24 protein-coding genes and 3 other annotated features are annotated in these 23,593 nt (G+C 39.7%); of the genes, 20 read left to right on the top strand and 4 right to left on the bottom strand.

Annotated elements, in window-relative coordinates; genetic code table 11:
- Window positions 1-259: 259 nt before the first annotated feature.
- From speD to coaW, 7 genes are all read left to right on the top strand, one after another.
- Window positions 260-640, top strand: a complete 381-nt coding sequence (speD, locus tag RI196_RS13795; protein WP_063387410.1) for an adenosylmethionine decarboxylase — start codon at window positions 260-262, stop codon at window positions 638-640.
- A gap of 432 nt (window positions 641-1,072) precedes the next feature.
- Window positions 1,073-1,534, top strand: coding sequence for a transcriptional regulator NrdR (gene nrdR, locus RI196_RS13790; protein ID WP_063387411.1), 462 nt, complete (start codon window positions 1,073-1,075; stop codon window positions 1,532-1,534).
- 45 nt (window positions 1,535-1,579) lie between these two features.
- Window positions 1,580-2,974, top strand: coding sequence for a replication initiation and membrane attachment family protein (locus RI196_RS13785; RefSeq protein ID WP_311066376.1), 1,395 nt, complete (start codon window positions 1,580-1,582; stop codon window positions 2,972-2,974).
- Window positions 2,975-2,992: 18 nt separating this feature from the next.
- Window positions 2,993-3,928, top strand: a complete 936-nt coding sequence (gene dnaI / locus RI196_RS13780) for a primosomal protein DnaI (RefSeq protein WP_063387413.1) — start codon at window positions 2,993-2,995, stop codon at window positions 3,926-3,928.
- Between the two features lie 86 nt (window positions 3,929-4,014).
- Window positions 4,015-4,842 (top strand): putative sporulation protein YtxC, encoded by an 828-nt coding sequence (ytxC, locus tag RI196_RS13775; protein ID WP_063387414.1) that lies wholly within the window; start codon window positions 4,015-4,017, stop codon window positions 4,840-4,842.
- A 68-nt stretch (window positions 4,843-4,910) separates the two neighbouring features.
- Window positions 4,911-5,143 (top strand) — a binding site (T-box leader).
- A 50-nt stretch (window positions 5,144-5,193) separates the two neighbouring features.
- Window positions 5,194-7,125, top strand: a complete 1,932-nt coding sequence (thrS, locus tag RI196_RS13770) for a threonine--tRNA ligase (RefSeq protein WP_311066375.1) — start codon at window positions 5,194-5,196, stop codon at window positions 7,123-7,125.
- Between the two features lie 55 nt (window positions 7,126-7,180).
- Window positions 7,181-7,984, top strand: coding sequence for a type II pantothenate kinase (coaW, locus tag RI196_RS13765; RefSeq protein ID WP_144597650.1), 804 nt, complete (start codon window positions 7,181-7,183; stop codon window positions 7,982-7,984).
- Between the two features lie 20 nt (window positions 7,985-8,004).
- On the opposite strand, the gene RI196_RS13760 is transcribed toward coaW, so the two are convergent.
- Window positions 8,005-8,184, bottom strand: coding sequence for an H-type small acid-soluble spore protein (locus RI196_RS13760; RefSeq protein WP_094246321.1), 180 nt, complete (start codon window positions 8,182-8,184; stop codon window positions 8,005-8,007).
- Between the two features lie 179 nt (window positions 8,185-8,363).
- Window positions 8,364-8,494, top strand: a sequence feature (ribosomal protein L20 leader region).
- 68 nt (window positions 8,495-8,562) lie between these two features.
- Between RI196_RS13760 and infC the strand changes: the two genes are divergently transcribed.
- The 4 genes from infC to RI196_RS13740 all read left to right on the top strand — a co-directional run bounded on the left by infC (window position 8,563) and on the right by RI196_RS13740 (window position 10,034).
- Entirely contained in the window at window positions 8,563-9,084 is a 522-nt protein-coding gene (infC, locus tag RI196_RS13755) for a translation initiation factor IF-3 (RefSeq protein ID WP_222422773.1), read from the top strand.
- A gap of 15 nt (window positions 9,085-9,099) precedes the next feature.
- A complete protein-coding gene (gene rpmI / locus RI196_RS13750) occupies window positions 9,100-9,300 on the top strand; it encodes a 50S ribosomal protein L35 (RefSeq protein ID WP_063387419.1) in 201 nt (66 codons plus the stop codon).
- 34 nt (window positions 9,301-9,334) lie between these two features.
- Window positions 9,335-9,694, top strand: a complete 360-nt coding sequence (gene rplT / locus RI196_RS13745) for a 50S ribosomal protein L20 (RefSeq protein WP_063387420.1) — start codon at window positions 9,335-9,337, stop codon at window positions 9,692-9,694.
- A gap of 148 nt (window positions 9,695-9,842) precedes the next feature.
- Complete coding sequence (locus tag RI196_RS13740) at window positions 9,843-10,034, top strand: hypothetical protein (protein ID WP_130156128.1); 192 nt, start codon at window positions 9,843-9,845, stop codon at window positions 10,032-10,034.
- A 277-nt stretch (window positions 10,035-10,311) separates the two neighbouring features.
- Here the strand turns inward: RI196_RS13740 and RI196_RS13735 are convergent, their stop codons facing one another.
- Window positions 10,312-10,722: a hypothetical protein gene (locus RI196_RS13735; protein WP_063387422.1), complete on the bottom strand. Its 411-nt coding sequence runs from the start codon at window positions 10,720-10,722 to the stop codon at window positions 10,312-10,314.
- A 122-nt stretch (window positions 10,723-10,844) separates the two neighbouring features.
- Here RI196_RS13735 and RI196_RS13730 point away from each other — a divergent pair, with 122 nt between their 5' ends.
- Window positions 10,845-11,333, top strand: coding sequence for a dUTP diphosphatase (locus RI196_RS13730; RefSeq protein ID WP_311066374.1), 489 nt, complete (start codon window positions 10,845-10,847; stop codon window positions 11,331-11,333).
- Between the two features lie 49 nt (window positions 11,334-11,382).
- Window positions 11,383-12,468: a M42 family metallopeptidase gene (locus RI196_RS13725; RefSeq protein WP_063387424.1), complete on the top strand. Its 1,086-nt coding sequence runs from the start codon at window positions 11,383-11,385 to the stop codon at window positions 12,466-12,468.
- A 14-nt stretch (window positions 12,469-12,482) separates the two neighbouring features.
- Here RI196_RS13725 and sspI read toward each other — a convergent pair whose 3' ends face one another.
- A complete protein-coding gene (gene sspI, locus RI196_RS13720) occupies window positions 12,483-12,707 on the bottom strand; it encodes a small acid-soluble spore protein SspI (protein WP_063387425.1) in 225 nt (74 codons plus the stop codon).
- 67 nt (window positions 12,708-12,774) lie between these two features.
- Between sspI and RI196_RS13715 the strand changes: the two genes are divergently transcribed.
- The 3 genes from RI196_RS13715 (at window position 12,775) to pheT (ending at window position 17,342) form a co-directional block, all read left to right on the top strand.
- On the top strand, window positions 12,775-13,557 hold the full coding sequence (locus RI196_RS13715) for a TrmH family RNA methyltransferase (RefSeq protein ID WP_375338756.1): 783 nt from the start codon (window positions 12,775-12,777) through the stop codon (window positions 13,555-13,557).
- 49 nt (window positions 13,558-13,606) lie between these two features.
- Window positions 13,607-13,837, top strand: a binding site (T-box leader).
- Window positions 13,838-13,881: 44 nt separating this feature from the next.
- A complete protein-coding gene (pheS, locus tag RI196_RS13710; protein ID WP_063387428.1) occupies window positions 13,882-14,916 on the top strand; it encodes a phenylalanine--tRNA ligase subunit alpha in 1,035 nt (344 codons plus the stop codon).
- Window positions 14,917-14,930: 14 nt separating this feature from the next.
- Window positions 14,931-17,342 carry a phenylalanine--tRNA ligase subunit beta gene (gene pheT, locus RI196_RS13705; protein WP_311066373.1) on the top strand — a complete coding sequence of 804 codons (2,412 nt, stop codon included), beginning with the start codon at window positions 14,931-14,933 and terminating at the stop codon, window positions 17,340-17,342.
- A gap of 127 nt (window positions 17,343-17,469) precedes the next feature.
- On the opposite strand, the gene rnhC is transcribed toward pheT, so the two are convergent.
- Window positions 17,470-18,378 (bottom strand): ribonuclease HIII, encoded by a 909-nt coding sequence (rnhC, locus tag RI196_RS13700; protein ID WP_340881880.1) that lies wholly within the window; start codon window positions 18,376-18,378, stop codon window positions 17,470-17,472.
- A gap of 151 nt (window positions 18,379-18,529) precedes the next feature.
- Here rnhC and zapA point away from each other — a divergent pair, with 151 nt between their 5' ends.
- The 4 genes from zapA to RI196_RS13680 all read left to right on the top strand — a co-directional run bounded on the left by zapA (window position 18,530) and on the right by RI196_RS13680 (window position 23,573).
- Window positions 18,530-18,787 (top strand): cell division protein ZapA, encoded by a 258-nt coding sequence (zapA, locus tag RI196_RS13695; protein ID WP_063387431.1) that lies wholly within the window; start codon window positions 18,530-18,532, stop codon window positions 18,785-18,787.
- A gap of 8 nt (window positions 18,788-18,795) precedes the next feature.
- Window positions 18,796-19,344, top strand: coding sequence for a CvpA family protein (locus tag RI196_RS13690; RefSeq protein WP_311066371.1), 549 nt, complete (start codon window positions 18,796-18,798; stop codon window positions 19,342-19,344).
- A 120-nt stretch (window positions 19,345-19,464) separates the two neighbouring features.
- A complete protein-coding gene (gene polX / locus RI196_RS13685; protein WP_311066370.1) occupies window positions 19,465-21,183 on the top strand; it encodes a DNA polymerase/3'-5' exonuclease PolX in 1,719 nt (572 codons plus the stop codon).
- 29 nt (window positions 21,184-21,212) lie between these two features.
- Window positions 21,213-23,573, top strand: coding sequence for an endonuclease MutS2 (locus tag RI196_RS13680; RefSeq protein ID WP_130156116.1), 2,361 nt, complete (start codon window positions 21,213-21,215; stop codon window positions 23,571-23,573).
- Window positions 23,574-23,593: the final 20 nt, after the last annotated feature.

The raw sequence follows: 23,593 nt of genomic DNA, 5'->3' as shown, positions 1-23,593 counted from the left end.
TGATGGGAGGGTTGATCTTTACAAAGATTGACCCTCTTCTTCTTTTTGTTTGGATACTTTTTTCAGCGCAAAATTTTTGACAAAGTATGTTGCAAAAACAAATCAAACCATATATACTATTTTTCGTGAACTTCTTAAACGCAAGGTAATGTGGCTACTTAAAGGGTTAGGACCTCTTTGGACTAACTTTCCCCCGTGGTAGTTAAACATACCAGAGTGCGAAGAATTCATAAAAATTTATAAAGGGGGATCCATGGCTATGGAAACAATGGGACGTCACGTTATCTCTGAGCTGTGGGGATGCGACTTTGATAAGTTGAATGACTTGGAATTTATTGAAAAAACGTTTGTAAATGCAGCATTAAAATCAGGTGCTGAAATCCGGGAGGTTGCGTTTCATAAGTTTGCGCCTCAAGGTGTAAGCGGAGTTGTGATCATTTCAGAGTCACACCTAACAATTCATAGTTTTCCAGAGCATGGATATGCTAGCATTGATGTGTACACTTGCGGTGATTTAAATCCAAATATTGCAGCGGATTACATTTCTGAAGCTTTAGGTGCTCAAACGCGCGAAAATATTGAAATTCCTCGCGGTATGGGTCCTGTTCAAATTAAACAGGGTCAAGCAAAAGCACTTTAAAGTGAAAACAGAATAAAATTTGAATGGAAATGCAAAGAGGTGTCAGCTTTTTACTGCACCTCTTTTTATATTATAATTAAGAATAATATTTCATATTGAATGGTATTTAGAGGCATCTTATTTGCGGCCTCAAAGTACCGAGTTATTCTCCCCCCCCTGCAAAGCCGTTATGAAAAAGAGGCTTTGATGTTTTTAAAATCATTCATTGTAGTGATGCAAAAATAAAAAAGCTTTTATTGGCATGGCTGCCATCACTGTTTGGCGGTTCGAACATCATTTGATTGGACCGGACTGACAGAAATCCATTTCATTCAGTCGAATTATCTATAACAAAAATACAAGAACTTGAAAGTTTCTTGTCTGATCCAATGCTATTTAATAAGATGTAGGTAGAGCTTTTTTGATTTAGTTAAAAAGATTGGAGCTGGTGATATGAAATGCCCTTCCTGCCACCATTTTGGAACACGTGTTTTAGATTCGCGTCCAGTCGATGAAGGGAGATCAATTCGGAGGCGAAGGGAATGTGAGGAATGTCAATATCGGTTCACAACGTTTGAAAAAGTGGAAGAAATTCCGCTCATCGTTGTGAAAAAGGAAGGAACACGAGAAGAGTTCAGCAGGGAAAAAGTTTTGCGCGGGATGATTAAAGCTTGTGAGAAAAGACCGGTTTCTTTAAAAAAATTGGAAGATGCTGCGCATGATATTGAAAAAGAACTAAGAAATCTAGGTACATCGGAAATATCAAGCGAAACGATCGGCGAAATGGTGATGGACAGACTAGCCGAAATTGATGAAGTCGCATACGTTCGATTTGCTTCTGTTTACAGGCAATTTAAAGATATAAATGTCTTTATTGAGGAATTGAAAGAACTGATCAAAAAAGAACGTTCATAAAGAGCTGCGAGATTATGACATGCTATTTGGGAAGGTTTTGAAAAAATGATTGGACATCATCACTGGAAAGAGCTGCTGCCTGTTGATCGCTACGTTGTGAAATGTACGAGCAGTTTGATTCATGAATTTGACCGAAAAGTTCTTACATTACTGTACCAGCCCTTAATCGGGCCAAGAACGTTAAACTTATACATGACGCTTTGGAGCGAGCTTGAACAAAACCGTCTTTGGGGGACGGAATCGACCCACCATTTTTTAATGGCTGTTACTCAATCCCCATTAAATGAAATTTATCATGACCGTTTGAAATTAGAAGGAATAGGTCTTTTAAAAACATACCTTGTCGATGAAAGCGAACCGAAAAAATATATTTATGAACTTCAACGACCTCTTTCCCCCAAACAATTTTTTTATGATGGAATGTTGAACATATATTTATATAACAGAGTTGGAAAAACGGTGTACCAAAGATTGAAAAGCTATTTTTCCGATAAATCGGTTGATAGCAACGCCAAAGATGTGACAAGATCATTTCATGAAGTATACCAATCGATCCACCCATCTGAGCTTTCAGCCAATATTGCAATGGAACCTGAGGAAAACGATCAGGAGCTTTTTGATCATGCGCCTGGGAAACCGATTTCGATTCAAAACCAGTCCTTTGATTTTCAATTGTTTTATGCCGGTTTATCAGAGCATATTGTGCCCAAAAAAGCGATCACGCCTGCGGTTAAGGAAGCTGTTGAGAAATTAGCATATGTTTATGGAATTGATCCAATTGAAATGAAAAATCTGGTCATCCGTTCTTTGGATCATGATGAGCAAATTAATTTAGACGAGCTGCGAAAATGGGCGAGGGATTGGTATAAGCTGAATCACGGTAACCGTCTTCCAGAGCTTGTTGATAGGCTTCAGCCTTTGAATCAGCGGGTGAAAGACGAAGAAATTGAACAGTCAAAAGATAAGGAATTAATTCGACAGCTTGAATCCATCTCTCCAAGACAGTTTCTAAAAGATATTTCAGGCGGGATTGAACCGTCCGCAGCGGATTTGAAAATTATTGAAGATGTCATGTTTCAGCAAAAGCTGCTTCCCGGAGTTGTCAATGTTTTAATTTATTATGTCCTGCTAAAAACAAATATGAGATTGTCAAGAGCGTATGTTGAGAAAATTGCCAGCCACTGGGCTCGATTAGGAATTAAAACTGTGAAGGATGCAGTGGATGTGGCGAAAAAAGAACATAAGAAATATTTAACCTGGGCGGAAACAAAGGATAAGAAGACTGACAGCAAAAAAATCGTTCGAAAAGAAAAACTCCCTTCATGGCTTTTGGAAAACGAAAATCAACAGGTAGAAAACATCGATCCGGAAGCGTTTGAAAAAGAAAAACAAAAGCTGCAGGAGCGGATTAAAAAATATAAAAATAAACAGAAGGACTAGGTGAAAGGAGGGAGGAAGATGGAATCCCTGCAAAATCATTTAAAACAATTCATGAACAGCAAAGGGTTTCGGGAAACGTATTTGAACTTGAAACAGCAAATAAAATCGGACAAAGATGTCAGGTTATTTTTAGAAAAGCATAAAAATCAAATCGATGAACATATGATTGACCGCAGCTTAGGCAAACTGTATGAATTTGTAACGCAGAGCAAGTTTTGCCGTGAATGCCGAAATTTAGATGAGTGCAAAAATATTTTAAAAGGATATCACCCTACATTAATTATTGAAAGAAAAACAATCGACCTGAAATATGATAAATGCCCGAGAAAAGAAGCATATGATGCTCGAAAAAAACAAGAATCGCTCATTAAATGCATGTATGTACCAAAGGAAATCCTCAATGCACACCTTGAGGATATTGATTTAAACGAACCGAACCGTCTGAAGGCAGTGTCTCTCGTGCAAGATTTTGTTGAGCAATACGGTCAGAATGATCGGTTAAAAGGATTGTATTTATACGGTTCCTTCGGCGTGGGAAAGACATTTATTCTTGGAGCGATCGCGAATGAGCTGGCGGAAAAAGGCGTTCCTTCCATGCTTGTATATGTTCCGGAGTTTGTCAGGGAGTTAAAAAGCGCTCTTCAAGATCATTCACTGAATGAAAAGATTGATGCGGTAAAAAAAATTCCGGTATTAATGCTTGATGATATTGGTGCTGAATCGATGTCGAGCTGGATGAGAGACGACATTTTAGGCTCGATTCTCCAATTCCGCATGCTTGAAAATTTACCGACCTTTTTTACATCCAACTTTAATTTTAGCGAATTGGAACACCACCTGACTTATTCACAAAAAGGCGAAATAGAACAGCTAAAGGCAAAAAGAATTATGGAAAGGATTCGTTTTTTGGCCATTCCCGTGGAATTGAAAGGAAAAAATCGCAGACAAGAATAACCGCTGGACAGCAAACACTTCTAAATAATGCCATCCCCCCATATATATAGAAACAGGACTTGCTATATAAAGGGGGGGATCTTTTTTTGCTGGAAATAACTTTTCAAACGGAAAAAGAAGCTTCTTATCTGCATCAATTGCTTAATACAGAGAAGGAAAACTTTGATTTCCAAGCAGCCTTGCTGAACGGCACAGTATTAACATGTGAAACAGATGATTGGGAAACATTTATATCTGATGTGCTCGTACCATCATTTGTTGACTTTTTTCTAAATGTGAAAGAGCCCCGTCTCCTTCTTTTTATAATTGAAAAACAATTTTATTTTGAGGATGAAGATGAAAAACAGCAAATTTTACATATTGCTCAATCGATCTTGGAAGGAGAGCGGGCGGAAATTCCAATGATCAAACATTTTGAGCCGAGAGAAAACTTAATTATTTCTGCTTTAACGAATTTCCTTCGGCCAAACCAATCTTTTTCTATAGAATCATTTATTCAATTCCGCTTGTCTGATTATTTATCAAGACTTTCGGAATATGTCGGTCTCTCCATTGAAGAGTATAAAATGGAGCAGGAATACCAAAATTTTATTCAAAGCTTGCGGGAATATGTTCTCAATAAAAAACCGAAATTATCAACGATTCATATTTTGCATGATACTTCCTTTCAAGTGTTTAATGAAAAGTTCATCGAAATAAAAGAGCTGGAATTGAAAAAGTGGATTGATCGGGAATTTATTTATCGCCACCCGATGTATATTGATTCCCATTTGCTGGCCCCGCTTGTATCCATTGCTCCTTTAGAAATTTATATATACTCCGATCAACAGGAGGAAGCAATGATTCAAACGATCCAAAACATCTTTCAGGAACGGGTTCGATTTTTTTCAAGGGCTAGCTTTCAAAAACGATAAGTTTCTTTCAGTACTCCTTGATTTTTGGTGGCGAATCAGTCTATAATACGGTTGAAATCATTCATCACGAAAAGGTTATGATGAGGACACGGGAGTATTATCACAGTTCAAAGAGAGGGAAGGCACAGGCTGAAACCTTCCTAACTCGTGTAATGCTCTTACCACCTCTAAACTTCAGCTGTGAACGGCTTTTGCCAAGTAATAGCTGGCGGATTGCTCCGTTATCAAAATGAGCCGCTCAAAGTTTTGAGCGGGAACTAGGGTGGAACCACGGGTTTTACATACAACACTCGTCCCTTCTTTTAGGGACGGGTGTTTATTTTTGCAAGAAAAAACAAAGGAGGAAAGAAGATGAAAGAAGCCATTAAAATTACTTTTCCAGACGGTTCTGTAAAAGAATTTCCGTACGGAACAACAACGGAAGAAATCGCTGCATCCATCAGCCCTGGATTAAAGAAAAAAGCCATTGCAGGTAAAATAAATGGAAAGCTTATTGACTTAAAAACCCCGATTGAACAAGACGGCCATATTGAAATTTTGACGCCTGATACAAAAGAAGCGTTAGAAATTTTACGACATAGTACAGCACATTTAATGGCGCAAGCGATTAAACGGCTTTACCCAAATGTAAAATTGGGAGTTGGGCCCGTCATTGAAAACGGTTTTTATTATGATATCGATATGGATGAAGCGATCTCTCACGAAGATTTGCCTAAAATCGAAAAAGAAATGAAAAAAATTGTCGGCGAAAATTTGCCGGTTATTCGTAAAGAAGTAAGCCGCGATGAAGCAAAAAAAATGTATGAGGAAATCGGCGACCATTTAAAGCTTGAGCTTATCGATGATATTCCGGAAGGCGAAATCATTTCCATATATGAGCAAGGAGAATTTTTCGATCTATGCCGAGGAGTCCACGTTCCTTCTACCGGAAAAATAAAGGAATTTAAATTGCTCAGCGTAGCCGGCGCCTACTGGCGTGGAGACAGCAAAAACAAAATGCTTCAACGCATATACGGTACAGCATTTTTTACAAAAGAAGAGCTTAAAGAACATCTCCGCATGCTTGAAGAAGCGAAAGAGCGGGATCATCGCAAGCTTGGAAAAGAATTAAACCTGTTTACCACTTCTCAAAAGGTTGGACAAGGCTTGCCGCTTTGGCTGCCAAAAGGTGCAACTATCCGCCGGATTATCGAACGCTATATTGTTGATAAAGAAATTAAACTCGGATACCAGCATGTATACACACCTGTTCTCGGCAGCGTCGATCTTTATAAAGCTTCCGGCCATTGGGACCATTATCAAGATGATATGTTTCCGCCAATGAAGATGGATAACGAAGAGCTTGTATTGCGTCCGATGAACTGCCCGCATCATATGATGATTTACAAAAATGAAATTCACAGCTATCGGGAATTGCCGATCCGCATTGCAGAACTTGGAACAATGCACAGATACGAAATGTCAGGGGCATTGACAGGGCTGCAGCGTGTTCGCGGGATGACGTTGAACGATGCGCATATTTTCGTGCGGCCGGATCAAATTAAAGACGAATTCATCCGAGTTGTCCGCCTTATTGAAGAGGTATACGAGGATTTTGGTATAAAAGATTATTCGTTCCGATTATCTTACCGCGATCCTGAGGATAAAGAAAAATATTATGATGATGATGAAATGTGGGAAAAGGCCCAGTCGATGCTGAAAGCCGCAATGGACGAACTCGGGCTGGATTATTATGAAGCGGAAGGTGAAGCGGCATTTTACGGACCGAAATTGGATGTACAAGTGCGGACGGCTTTAGGAAAAGATGAAACATTATCGACTGTTCAGCTAGATTTTCTCCTTCCGGAACGGCTTGATTTAACATATGTTGGCGAAGACGGCAAACATCATCGGCCAGTTGTTATTCACCGCGGAGTTGTTTCAACGATGGAACGGTTTGTTGCCTTCTTAATTGAGGAATATAAAGGCGCCTTCCCAACTTGGCTTGCACCTGTGCAAGTGAAAGTCATCCCTGTTTCGCCGGAAGTGCATCTTGATTATGCCAAAACAGTAGAACAGCGTCTTCAGCAAGAAGGCTTGCGTGTTGAAGTCGATATTCGGGATGAAAAAATCGGCTATAAAATTCGTGAGGCACAAATGCAAAAAATCCCGTACATGGTCGTTGTCGGTGATCAAGAAGCAGAAAATGAGACGGTCAATGTCAGAAAGTATGGAGAACAAAAATCAGAATCCATGCCGCTGGAGACATTTGCTGTATCTGTTGGAAAAGAAGGGAGAAAATAAGGAAATCGGCGTTTGCTGATTTCCTTTTTTTGAAACATAAGCGAGGGGTGTACGGATGGAAATAGTAGGAATTGATGCAGGGGGAAGTTTATTAAAAATTGCTTATGTTGAACATGGGCGATATCGGTATAAATGGTTTCCAATTGATGAAATGGATCAAGCTCTTTCTTGGATGAAGAGATTGAAGCCGGCTGCCCGCTATAGAATAACAGGAGGCAGAGCTGCAAAAGTAAAAGAAAAATTGACCGGAGCTGATGTGACCTTTATTCCAGAATTTGATTCAGTTTGTATAGGAACAAGAGAGCTTTTAGTAAAAGAAGGAAAGGAGCCAAAGAGCGATTTTTTAATCGTCAGCATCGGAACGGGAACATCTTTTTTCCTTATGAAGGGCGAGCGTTATGAGCGTCTGCTTGGTAGCGGTATCGGCGGCGGTGTTATTTCCGGTTTAAGCCGGCTCATTTTGCAGGAGAGCAATTTTTATCAAATCGTTGATTTGGCGAAAAAAGGTGATCGAAGCCATGTTGATTTGTTGGTAAAAGATTTGTATGGAGAAGAGGCTCCTCCAATTTTAGGAGATTTAACCGCTGCTAATTTTGGCAATCCGGATTTATCGAGAGCACGGAAAAAAGATGCTGCTGCAGCGTTATTTCAATTGATTGGTGAAACGATCGTTCTTTTGGCAAAGCAATGTGCCGAGCTTCATCAAGTGGACACGTGTGTCTATGTTGGAGCTGCAATTTCGCAAAACCCTCCATTACAACAAATCATCCAAAGCTTTGATTCCATGACAGGTCTGCAAAGCATATTTTTATCAAACGGTTCTTTTACCGGAGCATTGGGAGCTATTTTATATCAATAAAGTTTAAAACAATGGAGGAATTATTTTTCTTCAAGCTCAGAAATATTTACAACCGTACGTTCTTTAAACGGACCTCTTACATGAACGGTTGCTGTTTTTCCATCTTCATTTAGCTGATCAATCCAAACGGAAGCTCCGTTATAGAGAACTTCAATATCAGCCGGCGAGGATAAAATTTGTTTTACGCGGTTTGCATCCATTTCGATCACTCCAATAGTTATATGATATATTGATTATCATGTCCACTCCATTCCGATTTATGTATGTTCATTCAAATAGTCTCTTGCATTTTCTGTTTGAATAGTTTAAAATGGTATCGTTTTTGAAGAAATGTTGTTTTGACAAAGCTGCTTTGCCATGATAGAATATTATAGTCAAGGAGAACAAGCAGAAGCACCCGCTTCTCACCTGATTGACGCACATCGTTGCTGTTGACAGGTTTATACATTGGACAAAAAGTTCGTGTATTCAACGTGTGGGTGCAGTGTGCGTCTACGCGTTTTTTATTTGCATAAACGAATGTATAAGCTCTGTCAAGGCGAACGTGCACTTTGTTTATAAAATCTTGGAGGTGGCTCATTATTAGCAAAGACATGTTAGTAAACGAGGGCATCCGCGCTCGTGAAGTTCGACTGGTCGATCAAAACGGTAATCAATTAGGCATTAAATCACGGCAAGAAGCGCTTGATATTGCCGCAAATGCCAATTTGGATCTCGTTCTTGTTGCTCCGAATGCAAAACCGCCGGTTGCTCGCATCATGGATTACGGAAAATACCGCTTCGAGCAGCAAAAGAAAGAAAAAGAGGCGCGTAAAAAGCAGAAAGTTATTAATGTGAAGGAAGTCCGCCTAAGCCCAACAATTGAAGAGCATGACTTTAATACAAAGCTTCGCAATGCTCGGAAATTTTTGGAGAAGGGTGACAAGGTGAAAGCATCGATCCGCTTTAAAGGAAGAGCGATTACCCATAAAGAAATCGGCCAACGAGTTCTAGAAAGATTTTCTGAAGCATGCGCTGACATCAGTTCTGTTGAAACGAAGCCGAAAATGGATGGGCGCAGCATGTTTCTAGTGCTAGCACCGAAAAACGAAAAGAAATAGAAGGAGGATCCTTTTATGCCTAAAATGAAAACTCATCGCGGCTCTGCGAAAAGATTTAAAAAAACTGGGAACGGAAATTTGAAACGGTCTCATGCATTTACTAGTCATTTATTCGCTAACAAAACTCAAAAGCAAAAACGCAAACTTCGCAAACCAGCATTAGTAAGCAAAGGTGACTTTAAACGTATTCATCAAATGCTTGACAATATAAAATAATTTTTAACTTCGATTTTTTAGGAGGGAATGCATTATGGCACGTGTTAAAGGCGGTACAGTGACACGCAGACGCCGCAAAAAAATTATTAAGCTTGCAAAAGGTTATTACGGTTCGAAGCATCGTTTATATAAAGTTGCTAACCAGCAAGTAATGAAATCTTTAATGTATGCATACCGTGACCGTCGCCAAAGAAAACGCGATTTCCGTAAGCTTTGGATTACGAGAATCAATGCTGCTGCGCGCATTCACGGTCTTTCCTACAACCGGTTCATGCACGGTTTAAAGCTTGCTGGCATTGAAGTAAACAGAAAAATGCTTGCTGACTTAGCAGTAAATGATGAAAAAGGATTTGCACAACTCGCCGAAACAGCTAAAGCTGAATTAAATAAGTAATCGAAAAAGCAAGCCACCTATAAACGTACATTGCCCTTTGGGCTGGACATAATTGAACAGCACATAATTGATCCCCTTTAAGTAGACGTGTAAAAAATCTGCGCAATGACTCGCGGATGCTGCACTTCTATTTGGAGGGGATTTTTATATGGCTGAAAAGGTAAACGATTATGGCTTTACGTTTCTCAACAGTGAAAAAAGTCAAAAGTTCAAGGGTTTTTTAGGCCGATGCAAAAAATTTAGGTTCTATACTAAATGTTGGGATCAAGAATATCATCAAAATGAAAAAAGCATTTACGAAGCACTCTGTTTTATAATGAAAGTGACCAAACCCAATTAAAAAGGAGACTTCGAAAAATTATAATCAATTACCGAGCTGTTTTACAAAATTTCATAGAGGAAGAGAAAAGGTAATGGGATAAAAATAGAAATGGAAGCTAACAGCAGCTCCCGCAATGGGAACTGCCTTCAGAATGCTTATTTTCTTTTTAAATCAGAAATGTTGCATAGATTGATCAAAAAAGCGACACCATGATCGTCCAGTCATGAACCGCATAGTCTTTTAACGCTGTCAATTTTGAACGGGAATGTCAAGCTGCTCTTTCTTTTTTGCTGTCTTAAGATAGTGTCGGGAATTCCGATTCGTTCCGATTCAAAAACTCTTTAATTGGACTTTTCCAGTCGATTTTGGCGTAAGGATATGCTTCTTTTATTTTCGATTCTATAAATTGAAAATCTTCTTTTGTAAACCCCCTTAACTTATTTGGAGTAGATGTCCAAATAAAAACGGAGATAACTTCAAAAGAAGTTTCAGTCGTGCCTAAATATTTTTCCCCTTCAAATAAAACTCCTTTATGCGTTAACAAAAAATTTTTGTGGACATTTTCTTTATCATCAAGAAAGAAAAATTTTTTTTGCTCATGAGCCAATTCTAACTTTCGCTTCGGGTTCAATAAATATTTAATGAATGAATAAATTAGGAAAATAATCGCAGCAATTATGAAAAGACGAAGAAGGATGACAATCATTTACTTTAAACCTCCCCGAAGGTCATATTCATACATATACATTACGAAAAAGGAATTGAAGGGGTTTCATTAATGATCACATTTGCTATAATTTTTTTAGATATATTTTAGGGGTTGAGAAAATGGATTTTGAACAGTTATATAAAATGCAAAAAGAATTGGATGAAAAAATTGAAAAGAAACACGGTTTGGAGGAAGAAAGGCTGATCGAGAGAAAAGTTTTAGCCTTGCTTGTTGAAATTGGCGAATTGGCTAATGAAACGCGCTGCTTTAAATTTTGGAGCGTTAAGCCGCCTTCCGACAGAGAGGTTATTTTGGAAGAGTATGTAGACGGCCTTCATTTTTTATTGTCGATCGGCCATGAATTGTATATTGAAAAACTGCCGGAAATGAAAGCAAGAAAAATCGATAAAAGCCTGACCGATCTTTTTTTAAACGTTTATCAAAAAACGGCAAAATTCAATGAATATTTGTCTGTCCAAGCGTATATCGATTTATTTAACGACTATGTTACACTCGGCTCTGCGCTGGGCTTTTCAGAGGAAGATATTATTTCAGCATACATGGCGAAAAATGAAGTCAATCATGCTAGACAAAATCAAGGATATTAACAATTCCGTTTGGAAAAAATGAAGAATATAAATTAAAGGAGGTTTCAGTGTGGAGAAATGGGATGAAACATTGAAAATGTTAAAAGATTTAACAGACGCGAAAGGCATCGCCGGCAATGAACGGGAAGTCAGAGAAGTAATGAGAGGGTACATAAAAGATTATGCGGATGATATCCAAACGGATGGACTCGGCAGTTTAATTGCCAAAAAAGAAGGAGAATCAGGCGGACCCAAAATTATGATCGCGGGCCATCTTGATGAGGTCGGCTTTATGGTTACGCAAATTGATGATAAAGGGTTCATTCGCTTTCAGCCTGTTGGTGGCTGGTGGAATCAAGTTATGCTCGCACAAAGAGTGACGATTGTCACCCAAAAAGGAGATGTGACCGGCATCATCGGTTCCAAGCCGCCGCATATTTTGCCGGCAGAAGCACGAAAAAAGCCTGTAGAGATCAAAGACATGTTTATTGATATTGGCGCCAGCAGCCGAGAAGAAGCGATGGAATTTGGTGTTCGTCCCGGCGACCAAATTGTGCCTTATTTTGAGTTCACCGTTATGAAAAATGATAAAATCCTTTTGGCGAAAGCTTGGGATAACCGCATCGGTTGTGCAATAGCGATCGAAGTTTTGAAAAAGCTGAAAGGGGTAAACCATCCGAACGTCGTTTACGGTGTAGGAACCGTTCAGGAGGAAGTAGGATTAAGAGGAGCCCGCACATCAGCCCATTATATTGAGCCTGATATTGCTTTCGGCGTAGACGTCGGAATAGCCGGCGACACTCCAGGCATTTCCGAAAAAGAAGCGATGGGAAAAATGGGGAAAGGTCCGCAAATTATTTTATATGATGCTTCTATGGTCTCCCATAAAGGGCTTCGCGATTTTGTCGTAGGGGTCGCTGAAGAATGCGGCATTCCATATCAGTATGATGCTATGCCGGGTGGCGGTACAGACTCCGGATCGATTCATTTAACAGGAAATGGTGTTCCAACGCTTTCCATTACGATTGCAACGCGCTACATTCATACACACGCTGCGATGATTCATCGCGAAGACTTTGAACATACGGTTCAATTATTGACAGAAGTCATTAAACGCCTCGACAAAAAAACGGTTGAAAACATTACGTACAACTAAAAAGCAGGAGCTGGTTATTTCCCAGCTCCAGTCTCTTTTAATCCTTGTTCAAGTGTTTCAACCATTTCCTGCTGATCACGCTGACTTGAATGGTTCCAGATAATTTCAAATAACACGCCTAACCCTGGAAGCATTTTTTCTTCCTTGCTATTGATGGCATCAACGATCGTTTCTCTCAGCTCGTCTTTTGAATTTTGCGATATGTTGGCAATGACTGCATTGCGCAAATCAAAATTCATATCCTTCACCTCGTTTTTCTTCATTCTTCTTTATTTTTTCTTTTGTTTTCTATAATATGTATATGAAATGAACTATCAGTTGAAGGAGACACCATCATTGAAACGGATTGCGTCAACTAAAAATGAAAGAGTAAAAGAATGGAAAAAGCTGCAATCAAGAAAAAAACGGGAAGAGCGCGGGCTGTTTTTAATTGAAGGCTTGCATTTAATCGAGGAAGCTCTCAAATACAAATCAATTGTTCAAGAGTTAATTGTTTTAGACGGAGCGAAGCTGCCAAATCATTTTTTCGAAGGTACTATTCCGACAACGATTGTTTCCAAAGAGGTGTTTTCGCTTCTGTCTGAAACGGATTCCCCGCAAGGTGTCATGGCTGTTTGTAAGCAGCTTAGGTGGGAAATCGATTTGAACGCCAAAAAATGGCTGTTAATAGATGCGGTTCAAGACCCAGGAAATCTCGGTACGATCATTCGTACTGCAGATGCGGCTGGAATGGATGTTGTGATTTTAGGTGACGGGACGGTTGATTTGTACAATAGTAAAACGATCCGGGCGACACAAGGATCAATTTTTCATTTGCCTGTGGTCAATTCGTCATTAAAACAGATTATAAACAAATTGAAGGAAGAGAAAATTCCTGTATTTGGAACTTCAACAAAAAATGCTGTTTTCTATAAAGAGATCCCTCCATCTGAAACATTTGCCCTCCTTGTAGGAAATGAGGGAAATGGGGTCTCAAAAGAGCTGCTGGATATGACGGATCAAAATTTACACATTCCGATTTATGGAAAAGCGGAGTCATTAAATGTTGCCGTTGCTTCAGCTATTTTCATGTACCATCTTCGCAAATAGTGTTGCGCCTTTAATTTCTTTTTTTTATAATTAAAAGCAATTGAATAAAGGAATAACGATGACGGAGAAGAGTAGTTTGCAGGTCGCCATTTAGGGAGAAAATGCCGTAGACTGGAAGCATTTTTATGGTAGAGGCAAACGAATTCACCTCCAGAGTTGACGCCAGGACCATGCGGAAGCATGTAAAGGCGCTCCGGCTGTGCCGTTATGATAATGAAGTGAACAAAGATTCTTTCTTTGTTAATAAGGGTGGTACCGCGAAATTCAACTCGTCCCTTTTTTGGGATGGGTTTTTTTATTTATTTTAAAAAAGGAGGAATTTACATGCAGGAAGAATTAACAAAGCTTCGCGATGAAGCGTTGCAAAAGGTACGGGAAGCAACGGATTTAAAACAATTGCAAAATATTCGCGTTCAATATCTTGGAAAAAAAGGACCGATTACCGAAGTTCTTCGCGGAATGGGAAAGCTTTCGAAAGAAGAACGGCCGAAAATAGGTGCGTTAGCAAATGAAATTCGGGAAGTGATTGCCGGGGAAATAACAAGTAAGCAAGAACAACTCGAAAAAGCAGAAATCGAGAAAAAATTACAGCAAGAAACGATTGACGTTACCCTTCCAGGCAGACCGGTTCGAACAGGAAACCATCATCCTCTCCAAGCGGTCATTGAAGAAATTGAAGATTTGTTTATCGGCATGGGATACACAGTAGAGGAAGGTCCAGAAGTTGAAACAGATTATTACAATTTTGAAGCGCTCAATTTGCCGAAAGGCCATCCGGCAAGGGATATGCAAGATTCCTTTTACATAACTGATGAAATTTTGCTGCGCACACACACATCTCCAGTTCAGGCGAGAACGTTAGAAAAATATAAAGGGAAAGGTCCTGTAAAAATCATTTGTCCAGGGAAAGTATACAGACGTGATACAGATGATGCAACGCACTCCCATCAATTTACGCAAATTGAAGGGCTCGTTGTGGATGAAAACATTCGCATGAGCGATTTAAAAGGAACGCTCGAAGTGTTTGCGAAAAAACTGTTCGGTGAAGACAGGCAAATTCGTCTGCGTCCGAGCTTTTTCCCGTTTACTGAACCGTCGGTGGAAGTCGATGTATCCTGTTTTAAATGCTCCATGAAAGGCTGTCATGTATGCAAAGGAACAGGCTGGATTGAAATTTTAGGAGCAGGGATGGTTCATCCAAACGTTTTGGAAATGGCGGGATTCGATTCGAAAAAATACCGTGGTTTTGCATTTGGAATGGGACCGGAACGGATTGCCATGTTGAAATATGGAATTGATGATATTCGTCATTTTTATACAAACGATGTGCGTTTTTTGAAACAGTTTAAACAAGCTTAAAAGGAGGTTTTCTCATGTTCGTTTCATACAAATGGCTCTCTGAATATGTTGATCTAGACATTTCCCCTGAGGAGCTGGCTGAAAAAATAACGAAGAGCGGCATTGAAGTTGAAAATGTTCAAGCTGTTAATGAAGGAATAAAAGATGTTGTAGTTGGACAGGTGCTTGAAAAAGAACAGCATCCAAATGCAGAAAAATTAAGCAAATGTTTAGTTGACATCGGTGAAGGAGAACCAGTGCAAATTATATGCGGCGCCCAAAACGTTGAAAAAGGTCAAAAAGTGCCGGTAGCCAAAGTTGGTGCGGTTTTGCCGGGCAATTTCAAAATTAAACGGGCAAAGCTGCGCGGTGAAGAATCTAACGGTATGATTTGTTCTTTGCAAGAGCTGGGCATTGAAGGAAAGCTTGTCCCAAAAGAGTTTTCTGACGGCATTTTTGTTTTCCCTAGTGATGCTGAAGTTGGAAAAAATGCGATTGAACAGCTGTTTATGGACGATTATGTACTTGAATTAGGTCTTACACCAAACCGTTCTGACTGTTTAAGCATGATCGGTGTTGCCTATGAAGTTGCAGCAATTTTAAAGAAAGAGGTTCGAAAGCCGGAAGTTCATTATGAGGCTGCCGAAGAAAAAGCAACTGATTATATTACTGTGAATGTTGAAGCAAAAGAAGATAATCCATTCTATATAGCTAAAATTATTAAAAATGTCAAAATTGCCCCTTCCCCTTTATGGATGCAAATGCGCTTAATAAAAGCCGGAATCAGACCGCATAACAACGTCGTCGATATTACAAACTATTGTTTATTAGAATACGGCCAGCCGCTTCATGCGTTTGACTATGACCGGTTCGGATCAAAGGAAATACTCGTTCGCCGCGCACATGACGGAGAGACGATCGTGACCCTTGATGATCAAGAACGAAAGCTTACAAGCGATCACCTTGTGATCACAAATGGCAAAGTACCTGTTGCATTAGCTGGTGTAATGGGAGGGGCCGATTCTGAAGTAAGAGACGATACGACGACCGTTTTGCTTGAGGCCGCCTATTTTAAAGGCAGTGTTGTCCGAAAAGCGTCGAAGGATTTCGGACTTAGAAGTGAAGCGAGCTTGAGATTTGAAAAGGGAGTTGACCCGAACAGGGTAAAAGCTGCAGCAGAGCGGGCAGCACAATTGATCGCAAAATACGCCTCCGGAACTGTTTTAGAAGGTGAAGCAGAATTTCATGATTTTTCAATCGAGAAAAAAGTGATCACCATTTCCGCTGAGAAAATTAACAACGTTTTAGGGACAAACATTGCAGTAGATGAAATAAAAGAAATTTTTGACCGCTTGCAATTTGAAACCGTTGAAGAAAACGGTCTTTTTACAGTAACCGTTCCGACAAGAAGAGGCGATATTGCGATTGAAGAAGATTTAATTGAAGAAGTAGCCCGCCTTTACGGATATGACTATATTCCGTCAACATTGCCTGAAGGATCTTCAACATCCGGAGCATTAACAGACTATCAATTGAAAAGAAGAAAAGTGCGAAGATTTTTGGAAGGCGCCGGGCTTTATCAAGCGATCACATATTCATTAACGAGCAAAGAAAAGGCGGGACAATTTACGCTGGAGACGTCAAGCTTTACTCAATTAGCATTGCCGATGAGTGAAGAGCGGAGTGTTTTGCGTTTAAGCCTGCTTCCTCATTTGCTTGAGTCTGTAAAATATAACAAAGCGCGGCAAATCGATGATATTCATCTTTATGAAATTAGTTCTGTTTTCATTTCGGACGATGCTTTAGAAAAGCCTTTGGAAAAAGAACGTTTATCAGGCGTCATGACGGGTCACTACGTTTATCACCCATGGCAAGGGGAAAAAACAAAAGTTGATTTTTATGTTGTGAAAGGAATTTTAAACGGTTTATTTGATCTGCTTGGACTGTTGGATGAAATTGAGTATAAACAGGCAAAACGTGAAGGGCTGCATCCCGGCAGAACGGCAGATATTTATTTAAACGGATCATTCATCGGATTTGTCGGCGAATTAAATCCGGAAGTTGAAAAAGAGTATGATTTAGATGAAACATATGTTTTTGAGCTGAAGCTAGCCGATCTCATTCAATATGAAGCTAAGCCAGTCATATATACGCCGATTCCAAGGTTCCCATCTATTACAAGGGATATCGCCTTAGTCGTTGATCAGCATGTGCATGCTGGCGAGCTTCAAGAAACGATCCGGGAAGCGGGCGGAAAACTGTTAAAAGAGATTTCCATTTTCGATGTGTATGAAGGAGAACGTTTGGGAGCAGGGAAAAAATCGATCGCATTTTCACTCCGCTACTACGATCCTGAACGAACATTGACGGATGAGGAAGCAGCAAAAGCTCATGAAAAAGTAATTAAGGCGGTAGAGGAAAAATTTTCAGCAGTTCTTCGCAGCTAACGCAGGACGATAAATCCCTAAAATAATTCCAGCTAACAAATGAAGGTGCAGATAGCACCTTCATTTTTATTGAAATCATAAATTGGTCCTGCTAACCTCAGAAAATAAGATTTCCGGATTCGTCATTTCAATTCAATAGATTCAAAGCTTTTTCGGTGTTGGCAAAATGAAGCTTTGCCATTTTGCCAAGTGTGTTTTTCCCTTTTTCCTTTATTAATTTGGCAGCAGCTTCATCAACAGTATGGCTGGCTCCTTTTGGTAAATAAAATCCGGCTGCGTTGGATAAGCTGTTTAATTCTTTTAAAAAAGCATATCTTGCGATAATGGATGCTGCAGCGACAGATATGTGTATATGCTCCGCCTTCGGTTTAAAGATGGTTATGTCTTTAAACGGAACATCCCGGTCTTTAAGATATTGAAAGTAAACATTCGGCTCTGCAAACTGATCGATTAACACAGCTTCTGGTTTATCAGGAGAAATTTTCTTGAGTAAATGATGAATCGCTTGATTATGAAGGATAGCTTTCAATTTCCCTTGGTTCATTCCAGATTTTTGCAATTGATTGTATTTTTCATTGCGCAAAATTAAGAGGCTGTACGGAACTTTCTCTATTAAAGTGTTGGCGATTGAAAAAACTTGTTTGTCTGTCAAAGCCTTTGAATCTTTTACTCCAAGCTGCTGAACCAGTTTTCTTTTTTCTTTAGGGACAAATACTGCAGCAACCGTGATCGGTCCAAAATAATCCCCCGTTCCTGCTTCATCAGAGCCGATGACTGACATCTGTTGAAGCTGTTGAAGCTCATCCTCTGTTTGAGAAGGGGCTGTTTTTGCTATTTTTTCCCATCTGTTTGCTTCCTGCTGAGCGGCAGATCCTTGAAAAAGCACTTTTCCCGACTTGTAAGCAGTGATCGTACAGTTTGTCAATTTGGCAGAAAAGACGGCACCTGGGGGGGTTCTGTCTATAATGAAAGGATTATAAAAATCTTTCAAAGTTTGAATTCCCCCATGATCAACTTTTATGACGATATTGGACAATAAAAAACGCCTCGCTTTCCTAAAATGGATGCTATATTATTGTACCCTTTCTTTTGTTCTTCTTTCCATCTTTTCGACAAACATGTTATGATTATGATTAGGATTTTGAATCATTTTGTGATATTTTTTCATAGAGGATGGAGGATTCGCTTTGTCTGATCAACCTAAAAATAAAGCGACTGTTTATATATATGGACAGCAGTATTCGATTGTTGGAAATGAGAGCGTAAATCATATGAAGCTTGTCGCTTCAATTGTTGACGAAAAAATGCGGGAAATCAGTCAAAAAAACCCATCTCTAGATTTAAACAAGCTGGCAGTACTAACTGCGGTAAATGCTGTTCATGATTATCTCAAATTAAAGGAGAAATTTGAAGAACTAGAAAAGCAACTTCAGGAAAAGGATTGAAATTTAAAATGCTTGACTTGATCATTTTATTTTTCTTAGTATTCGGATTGCTCACTGGCCTTAAAAGGGGATTTATTCTCCAAGTAGTTTATTTATCAAGTGTTATAGTGTCTTTCATAATTGCCAAAACATATTTTGACGATCTTGCTCCTAAACTGGAATTATGGGTACCGTATCCAAATATAGGAGATTCAAATGCTGCTCTATCTATATTGACAGGGGGCCATTTGGAGGAAGCTTACTATCGCGGAGTTGCATTCGTGCTTTTGTTTATCGGATCAAAAATAGCGCTTCACATCATCGGATCTATGTTTGATTTTGTTGCGATGCTTCCAATACTTAAGCAAATCAACCGCTTGCTGGGTGCGGTTTTAGGTTTTGCGGAAACTTACCTCATTTTATTCATTCTGCTTTTTTTGGCAGCGCTCATTCCAGCCGAGCAAATTCAAAATCTTATCGATAAATCGCTGCTGGCTGATTTAATTGTCAATCATACCCCTGTCTTATCTGATAAAATTCACGATCTTTGGATCGGCTATTTCGGTAAAGGAAGTTAGACGTAAAGGGACGATGGAAACATCTTTATTTAGACCCCCATCGTCCTTCTCTGTTTCTATTAAATAGTTCAATAGCAGGTGATTTTTATATTGTTTAAGATTCAAGAGGTGACGTAAAACATGACGGTTCACAAAAAGGATGTTGTCAGCCTGTTAAAGAAAATTGCGGTATATATGGAGTTAAAAGGCGAAAACCCTTTTAAAATCTCCGCGTTTTATAAAGCTGCCAATGCCCTTGAAAGGGATGCGAGAAGCCTATCAGACATCCACGATTTTACTTTAATCAGTGGGATTGGGAAAGGAACGAGTGCAGTCATCGAAGAATTCATAAAAACCGGCGAGTCAAAAACGCTGCAAACCTTGCAAAAGGAAGTTCCTGAAGGGTTAATCCCTCTTCTTCAATTGCCAGGGCTGGGCGGAAAGAAGATTGCAAAATTGTACAAGGATTTAGGTGTTGTGGACATCGATTCTTTAAAAAAAGCCTGTGAAGAACATAAAGTGCAAAGTTTACAAGGTTTTGGAAAAGTAACGGAAGAAAAAATATTGGCTGCGATCGATGAAATGAATAAAAAACCGGGCCGACTGCCTCTTGCTTATATGCTGCCGATTGCAGAAAAAATAGAGAAATTTTTAGAAAAAGGACAAGGAAACGGAATAGTTCGCTTTTCTCGCGCAGGAAGCTTAAGAAGAATGAAAGAAACGATAAAAGACCTTGACTTTATTATTGCGGCGGAAAATAAAGAAGCTGTGCGAGATTACATTTTAACAATGCCGAATATAACTGAAATCATTGCGAAAGGCGATACGAAAATATCGATTGAACTCAAGTTTGATGTCAAGGTTCAGGTCGATTTTCGCATCGTGCACCCAAAGGAATTCATTTCGGCTTTGCACCATTTTACAGGCTCAAAAGAGCATAATGTAAAAATGCGCCAGCTAGCGAAGGAAAGAGGAGAAAAAATAAGCGAATACGGCGTAGAAATAATAGAAACCGGAGAAGTGCTCACATTTGAGTCAGAAAAAGAGCTGTATGCACACTTTCAGCTTCCCTACATTCCGCCAGAGGTTCGGGAAGATGGGGAGGAAGTGGAAAAATACAAAGGAAATCTTATTTCGCTCGAGGAAATAAAGGGAGATCTCCATATGCATTCAACATGGAGCGACGGCGCTCATTCAATCAAGGAAATGGCTGAGGCTGCTAAAAGAAAAGGCTACAAGTACATCGCGATTACAGATCACTCGCAATTTTTAAAAGTAGCCAACGGCTTGACTCCTGAGCAGCTGAAAGAACAAAAAGAAGAAATTGACATGTTGAATGAACAATATTCTGATTTTACGATTTTCAGAGGAATCGAGATGGATATTTTGCCGGACGGTACACTTGATTATGACGACGATTGTCTAAAAGAGCTAGATATAGTTATTGCATCGATCCATTCGAACTTTTCCCAGCCGCAGAGTGTAATTATGAAAAGGCTGAAAGCAGCCCTATATAATTACCATGTTGATATTATCGCTCATCCGACTGGAAGGTTAATTGGGCGAAGAGAAGGATACGATGTTGATATAGAAATGCTTTTAGAACTTGCAAAGGAAACAGATACTATTTTAGAATTGAACGCAAATCCGAACAGGCTTGACTTATGTGTAGAACATTTGAAGAAAGCGAAGGAATACGGTGTAAAGGTTGTGATTAATACAGATGCCCACAGCATAAACATGCTAGAACATATGGAGATAGGGGTTGCGTATGCGCGAAAAGCTTTCATTCAGCCGGATGACGTTGTGAATACGTGGGATGTTGAACAATTAAAGCAATTTTTAAAAAGGAAAGACTGACCATTCAACTGTCAGGAGGTTTTGAGAAGTTGCAGGAACGAGTGTTACATGTTTTGGAATTTAATAAAATAAGGGAACTGCTGAAAGAGCATGCTTCTTCTTCTTTAGGAAAAGAGAAAGCGTTAAAGCTTATGCCATCAGGAGACATCAACGAAGTACTGAAGAGGCAGGAGCAGACAGATGAAGCACTAACAGTGCTCCGATTGAAAGGCTCTGCCCCTTTCGGAGGATTAAGCGACATACGGCCGAGTGTAAAGCGTGCGCAAATAGGCGGAACTTTAGGTCCGCAAGAGCTTGTGGCTGTTTCTGCCGTGTTATATGCTTCAAGACAAATGAAGCAATTTATTGAAAAGTTGACTCAAGAAGAGGAGGTTTCACTTCCTCATTTAGAACAATTGGTCAGCGAAATCGGAATTTATTTAAAAGAAGAAAAAGAAATTCAACGTTGCATACGCGATGACGGGGAAATTGTTGATGATGCGAGCGATAAATTAAAAGCGATAAGAGGTCAAATCCGTACACTGGAGGCTCGTATTCGCGAAAAGCTGGAATCGATCATTCGCTCCCCATCTGCACAAAAAAATCTTTCGGATGCCATTATTACGATTCGAAATGACCGCTATTGCATTCCTGTCAAACAAGAATATAGAGGAGTTTACGGAGGAATCGTCCATGATCAATCTTCCTCAGGAGCAACTCTGTTTATTGAGCCGCAGGCTATCGTAGAAGCGAACAACTCTTTAAATGAAGCGCGGATTAAGGAAAGGCGCGAAATTGAACGGATCTTAACGGAATTGTCGAAAATGGTTGCTGACATAAGCAAGGGAATCATTCATAATATCACTGTAATGGGTGAAATCGATTTTATGTTTGCCAAGGCATTGTATGCTAAAAAATTAAAGGCTACAAAGCCAAATATAAATGATCGTGGCATTATGAAGCTATATAAAGCCCGCCATCCTCTTATTGACCCTGAAACCGTTGTGCCAAATACAATTGAACTTGGGGAAGATTTTCAATCGATTGTCATTACCGGTCCAAACACCGGCGGTAAGACGGTGACGCTGAAGACAATTGGACTGCTCGCACTAATGGCGCAATCAGGTCTGCAAATCCCTGCTGAAGAAGGATCTACAATGCCGGTATTTGAGGCAGTTTACGCAGATATTGGGGATGAACAGTCAATTGAACAAAATTTGAGTACATTTTCTTCTCATATGGTGAACATCGTCAAAATTTTACAGGAACTTAATGATCGCTCACTCGTACTATTTGATGAACTTGGGGCAGGTACAGATCCTGGAGAAGGTGCTGCTCTAGCCATTGCAATTTTGGATGAAGCTTTAAACAGAGGAGCGCAAGTTGTTGCAACCACCCACTATCCCGAATTGAAAGCATACGGATTTAACCGTAAGGGCGTGATCAATGCAAGCGTTGAGTTTGATGTCGACACATTATCGCCGACGTATAAATTGTTGATCGGTGTACCTGGCCGAAGCAATGCGTTTGAAATATCAAAAAGGCTTGGATTGAGCAAAGAAATTATTGAGCGCGCCAAATCGTTCATGAGCGCTGACAGATCCAAAACGGATGCAATGATTGCCTCCCTTGAGGAAAGCAAAAAACGTGCTGAAGAGGATTGGATGGAAGCTGAAAAAACGCTGAAAGAAGCAGAAAAACTTCATAAAGAACTACAAGAACAAATCATTGAATTTAATAAGCAGAAAGACCGCCTATATCAAGAAGCTGAGGAAATGGTGAAAAAAAGGCTGGAAGAAGCGCAAAAAGAAGCAGATCAGATTATTCAAAAATTGAAAAACATGCAAAAAGAGCACAGTTCAGCTATTAAAGAGCATGAATTAATAGAAGCAAAAAAGCGGCTTGAATATGCAGCGCCTGAATTTATAAATACTGAACAAAAATCTGAAAAACAAAAAAGCAAAAAGCAGCTGCGCCCCGGCGATGAGGTAAAAGTGATCAACTTAAATCAAAAAGGACATCTGCTTGAAAAAGCAAATGAAAGTGAATGGCTTGTACAAATTGGAATATTGAAAATGAAAGTAAAAGAAGAAGATCTTGAATATATTGGCAGCCCGAAACAAGAGGGAGAAAAAACGCTCGCAACAGTAAAAGGGAAGGATTTTCATGTTTCATTAGAACTTGATTTGCGGGGAGAGCGATATGAAGATGCGCTCATCCGTCTTGAAAAATATATTGACGATTGTCTTCTCGCAGGATATCCGCGGGCGCACATTATTCATGGCAAAGGGACGGGCGCTTTAAGAAAAGGGGTGCGGGAATTTTTGCAAAACCACCGCGCTGTTAAAAACGTCCGTTTCGGTGAAGCAAATGAAGGCGGAACAGGTGTTACGATTGTGGAGTTCAAATAAACTTTTCTTTAAGGAGAGTA

This window comes from Aeribacillus composti, assembly GCF_031760945.1.
In the GTDB taxonomy this organism is placed as follows: Bacteria; Bacillota; Bacilli; order Bacillales; family Aeribacillaceae; genus Aeribacillus; species Aeribacillus composti.
This window is presented reverse-complemented; position numbering and strand designations above follow the sequence as displayed.

What these genes read in the sequence shown, in the direction of transcription:
- speD (WP_063387410.1), top strand. Translation starts at nt 260, where the DNA reads ATGGAAACAATGGGACGTCACGTTATCTCTGAGCTGTGGGGATGCGAC.
- nrdR (WP_063387411.1), top strand. Translation starts at nt 1,073, where the DNA reads ATGAAATGCCCTTCCTGCCACCATTTTGGAACACGTGTTTTAGATTCG.
- RI196_RS13785 (WP_311066376.1), top strand. Translation starts at nt 1,580, where the DNA reads ATGATTGGACATCATCACTGGAAAGAGCTGCTGCCTGTTGATCGCTAC.
- dnaI (WP_063387413.1), top strand. Translation starts at nt 2,993, where the DNA reads ATGGAATCCCTGCAAAATCATTTAAAACAATTCATGAACAGCAAAGGG.
- thrS (WP_311066375.1), top strand. Translation starts at nt 5,194, where the DNA reads ATGAAAGAAGCCATTAAAATTACTTTTCCAGACGGTTCTGTAAAAGAA.
- coaW (WP_144597650.1), top strand. Translation starts at nt 7,181, where the DNA reads ATGGAAATAGTAGGAATTGATGCAGGGGGAAGTTTATTAAAAATTGCT.
- RI196_RS13760 (WP_094246321.1), bottom strand. Translation starts at nt 8,184, where the DNA reads ATGGATGCAAACCGCGTAAAACAAATTTTATCCTCGCCGGCTGATATT.
- rpmI (WP_063387419.1), top strand. Translation starts at nt 9,100, where the DNA reads ATGCCTAAAATGAAAACTCATCGCGGCTCTGCGAAAAGATTTAAAAAA.
- rplT (WP_063387420.1), top strand. Translation starts at nt 9,335, where the DNA reads ATGGCACGTGTTAAAGGCGGTACAGTGACACGCAGACGCCGCAAAAAA.
- RI196_RS13740 (WP_130156128.1), top strand. Translation starts at nt 9,843, where the DNA reads ATGGCTGAAAAGGTAAACGATTATGGCTTTACGTTTCTCAACAGTGAA.
- RI196_RS13735 (WP_063387422.1), bottom strand. Translation starts at nt 10,722, where the DNA reads ATGATTGTCATCCTTCTTCGTCTTTTCATAATTGCTGCGATTATTTTC.
- RI196_RS13730 (WP_311066374.1), top strand. Translation starts at nt 10,845, where the DNA reads ATGGATTTTGAACAGTTATATAAAATGCAAAAAGAATTGGATGAAAAA.
- sspI (WP_063387425.1), bottom strand. Translation starts at nt 12,707, where the DNA reads ATGAATTTTGATTTGCGCAATGCAGTCATTGCCAACATATCGCAAAAT.
- RI196_RS13715 (WP_375338756.1), top strand. Translation starts at nt 12,775, where the DNA reads ATGAACTATCAGTTGAAGGAGACACCATCATTGAAACGGATTGCGTCA.
- pheS (WP_063387428.1), top strand. Translation starts at nt 13,882, where the DNA reads ATGCAGGAAGAATTAACAAAGCTTCGCGATGAAGCGTTGCAAAAGGTA.
- pheT (WP_311066373.1), top strand. Translation starts at nt 14,931, where the DNA reads ATGTTCGTTTCATACAAATGGCTCTCTGAATATGTTGATCTAGACATT.
- RI196_RS13690 (WP_311066371.1), top strand. Translation starts at nt 18,796, where the DNA reads ATGCTTGACTTGATCATTTTATTTTTCTTAGTATTCGGATTGCTCACT.
- polX (WP_311066370.1), top strand. Translation starts at nt 19,465, where the DNA reads ATGACGGTTCACAAAAAGGATGTTGTCAGCCTGTTAAAGAAAATTGCG.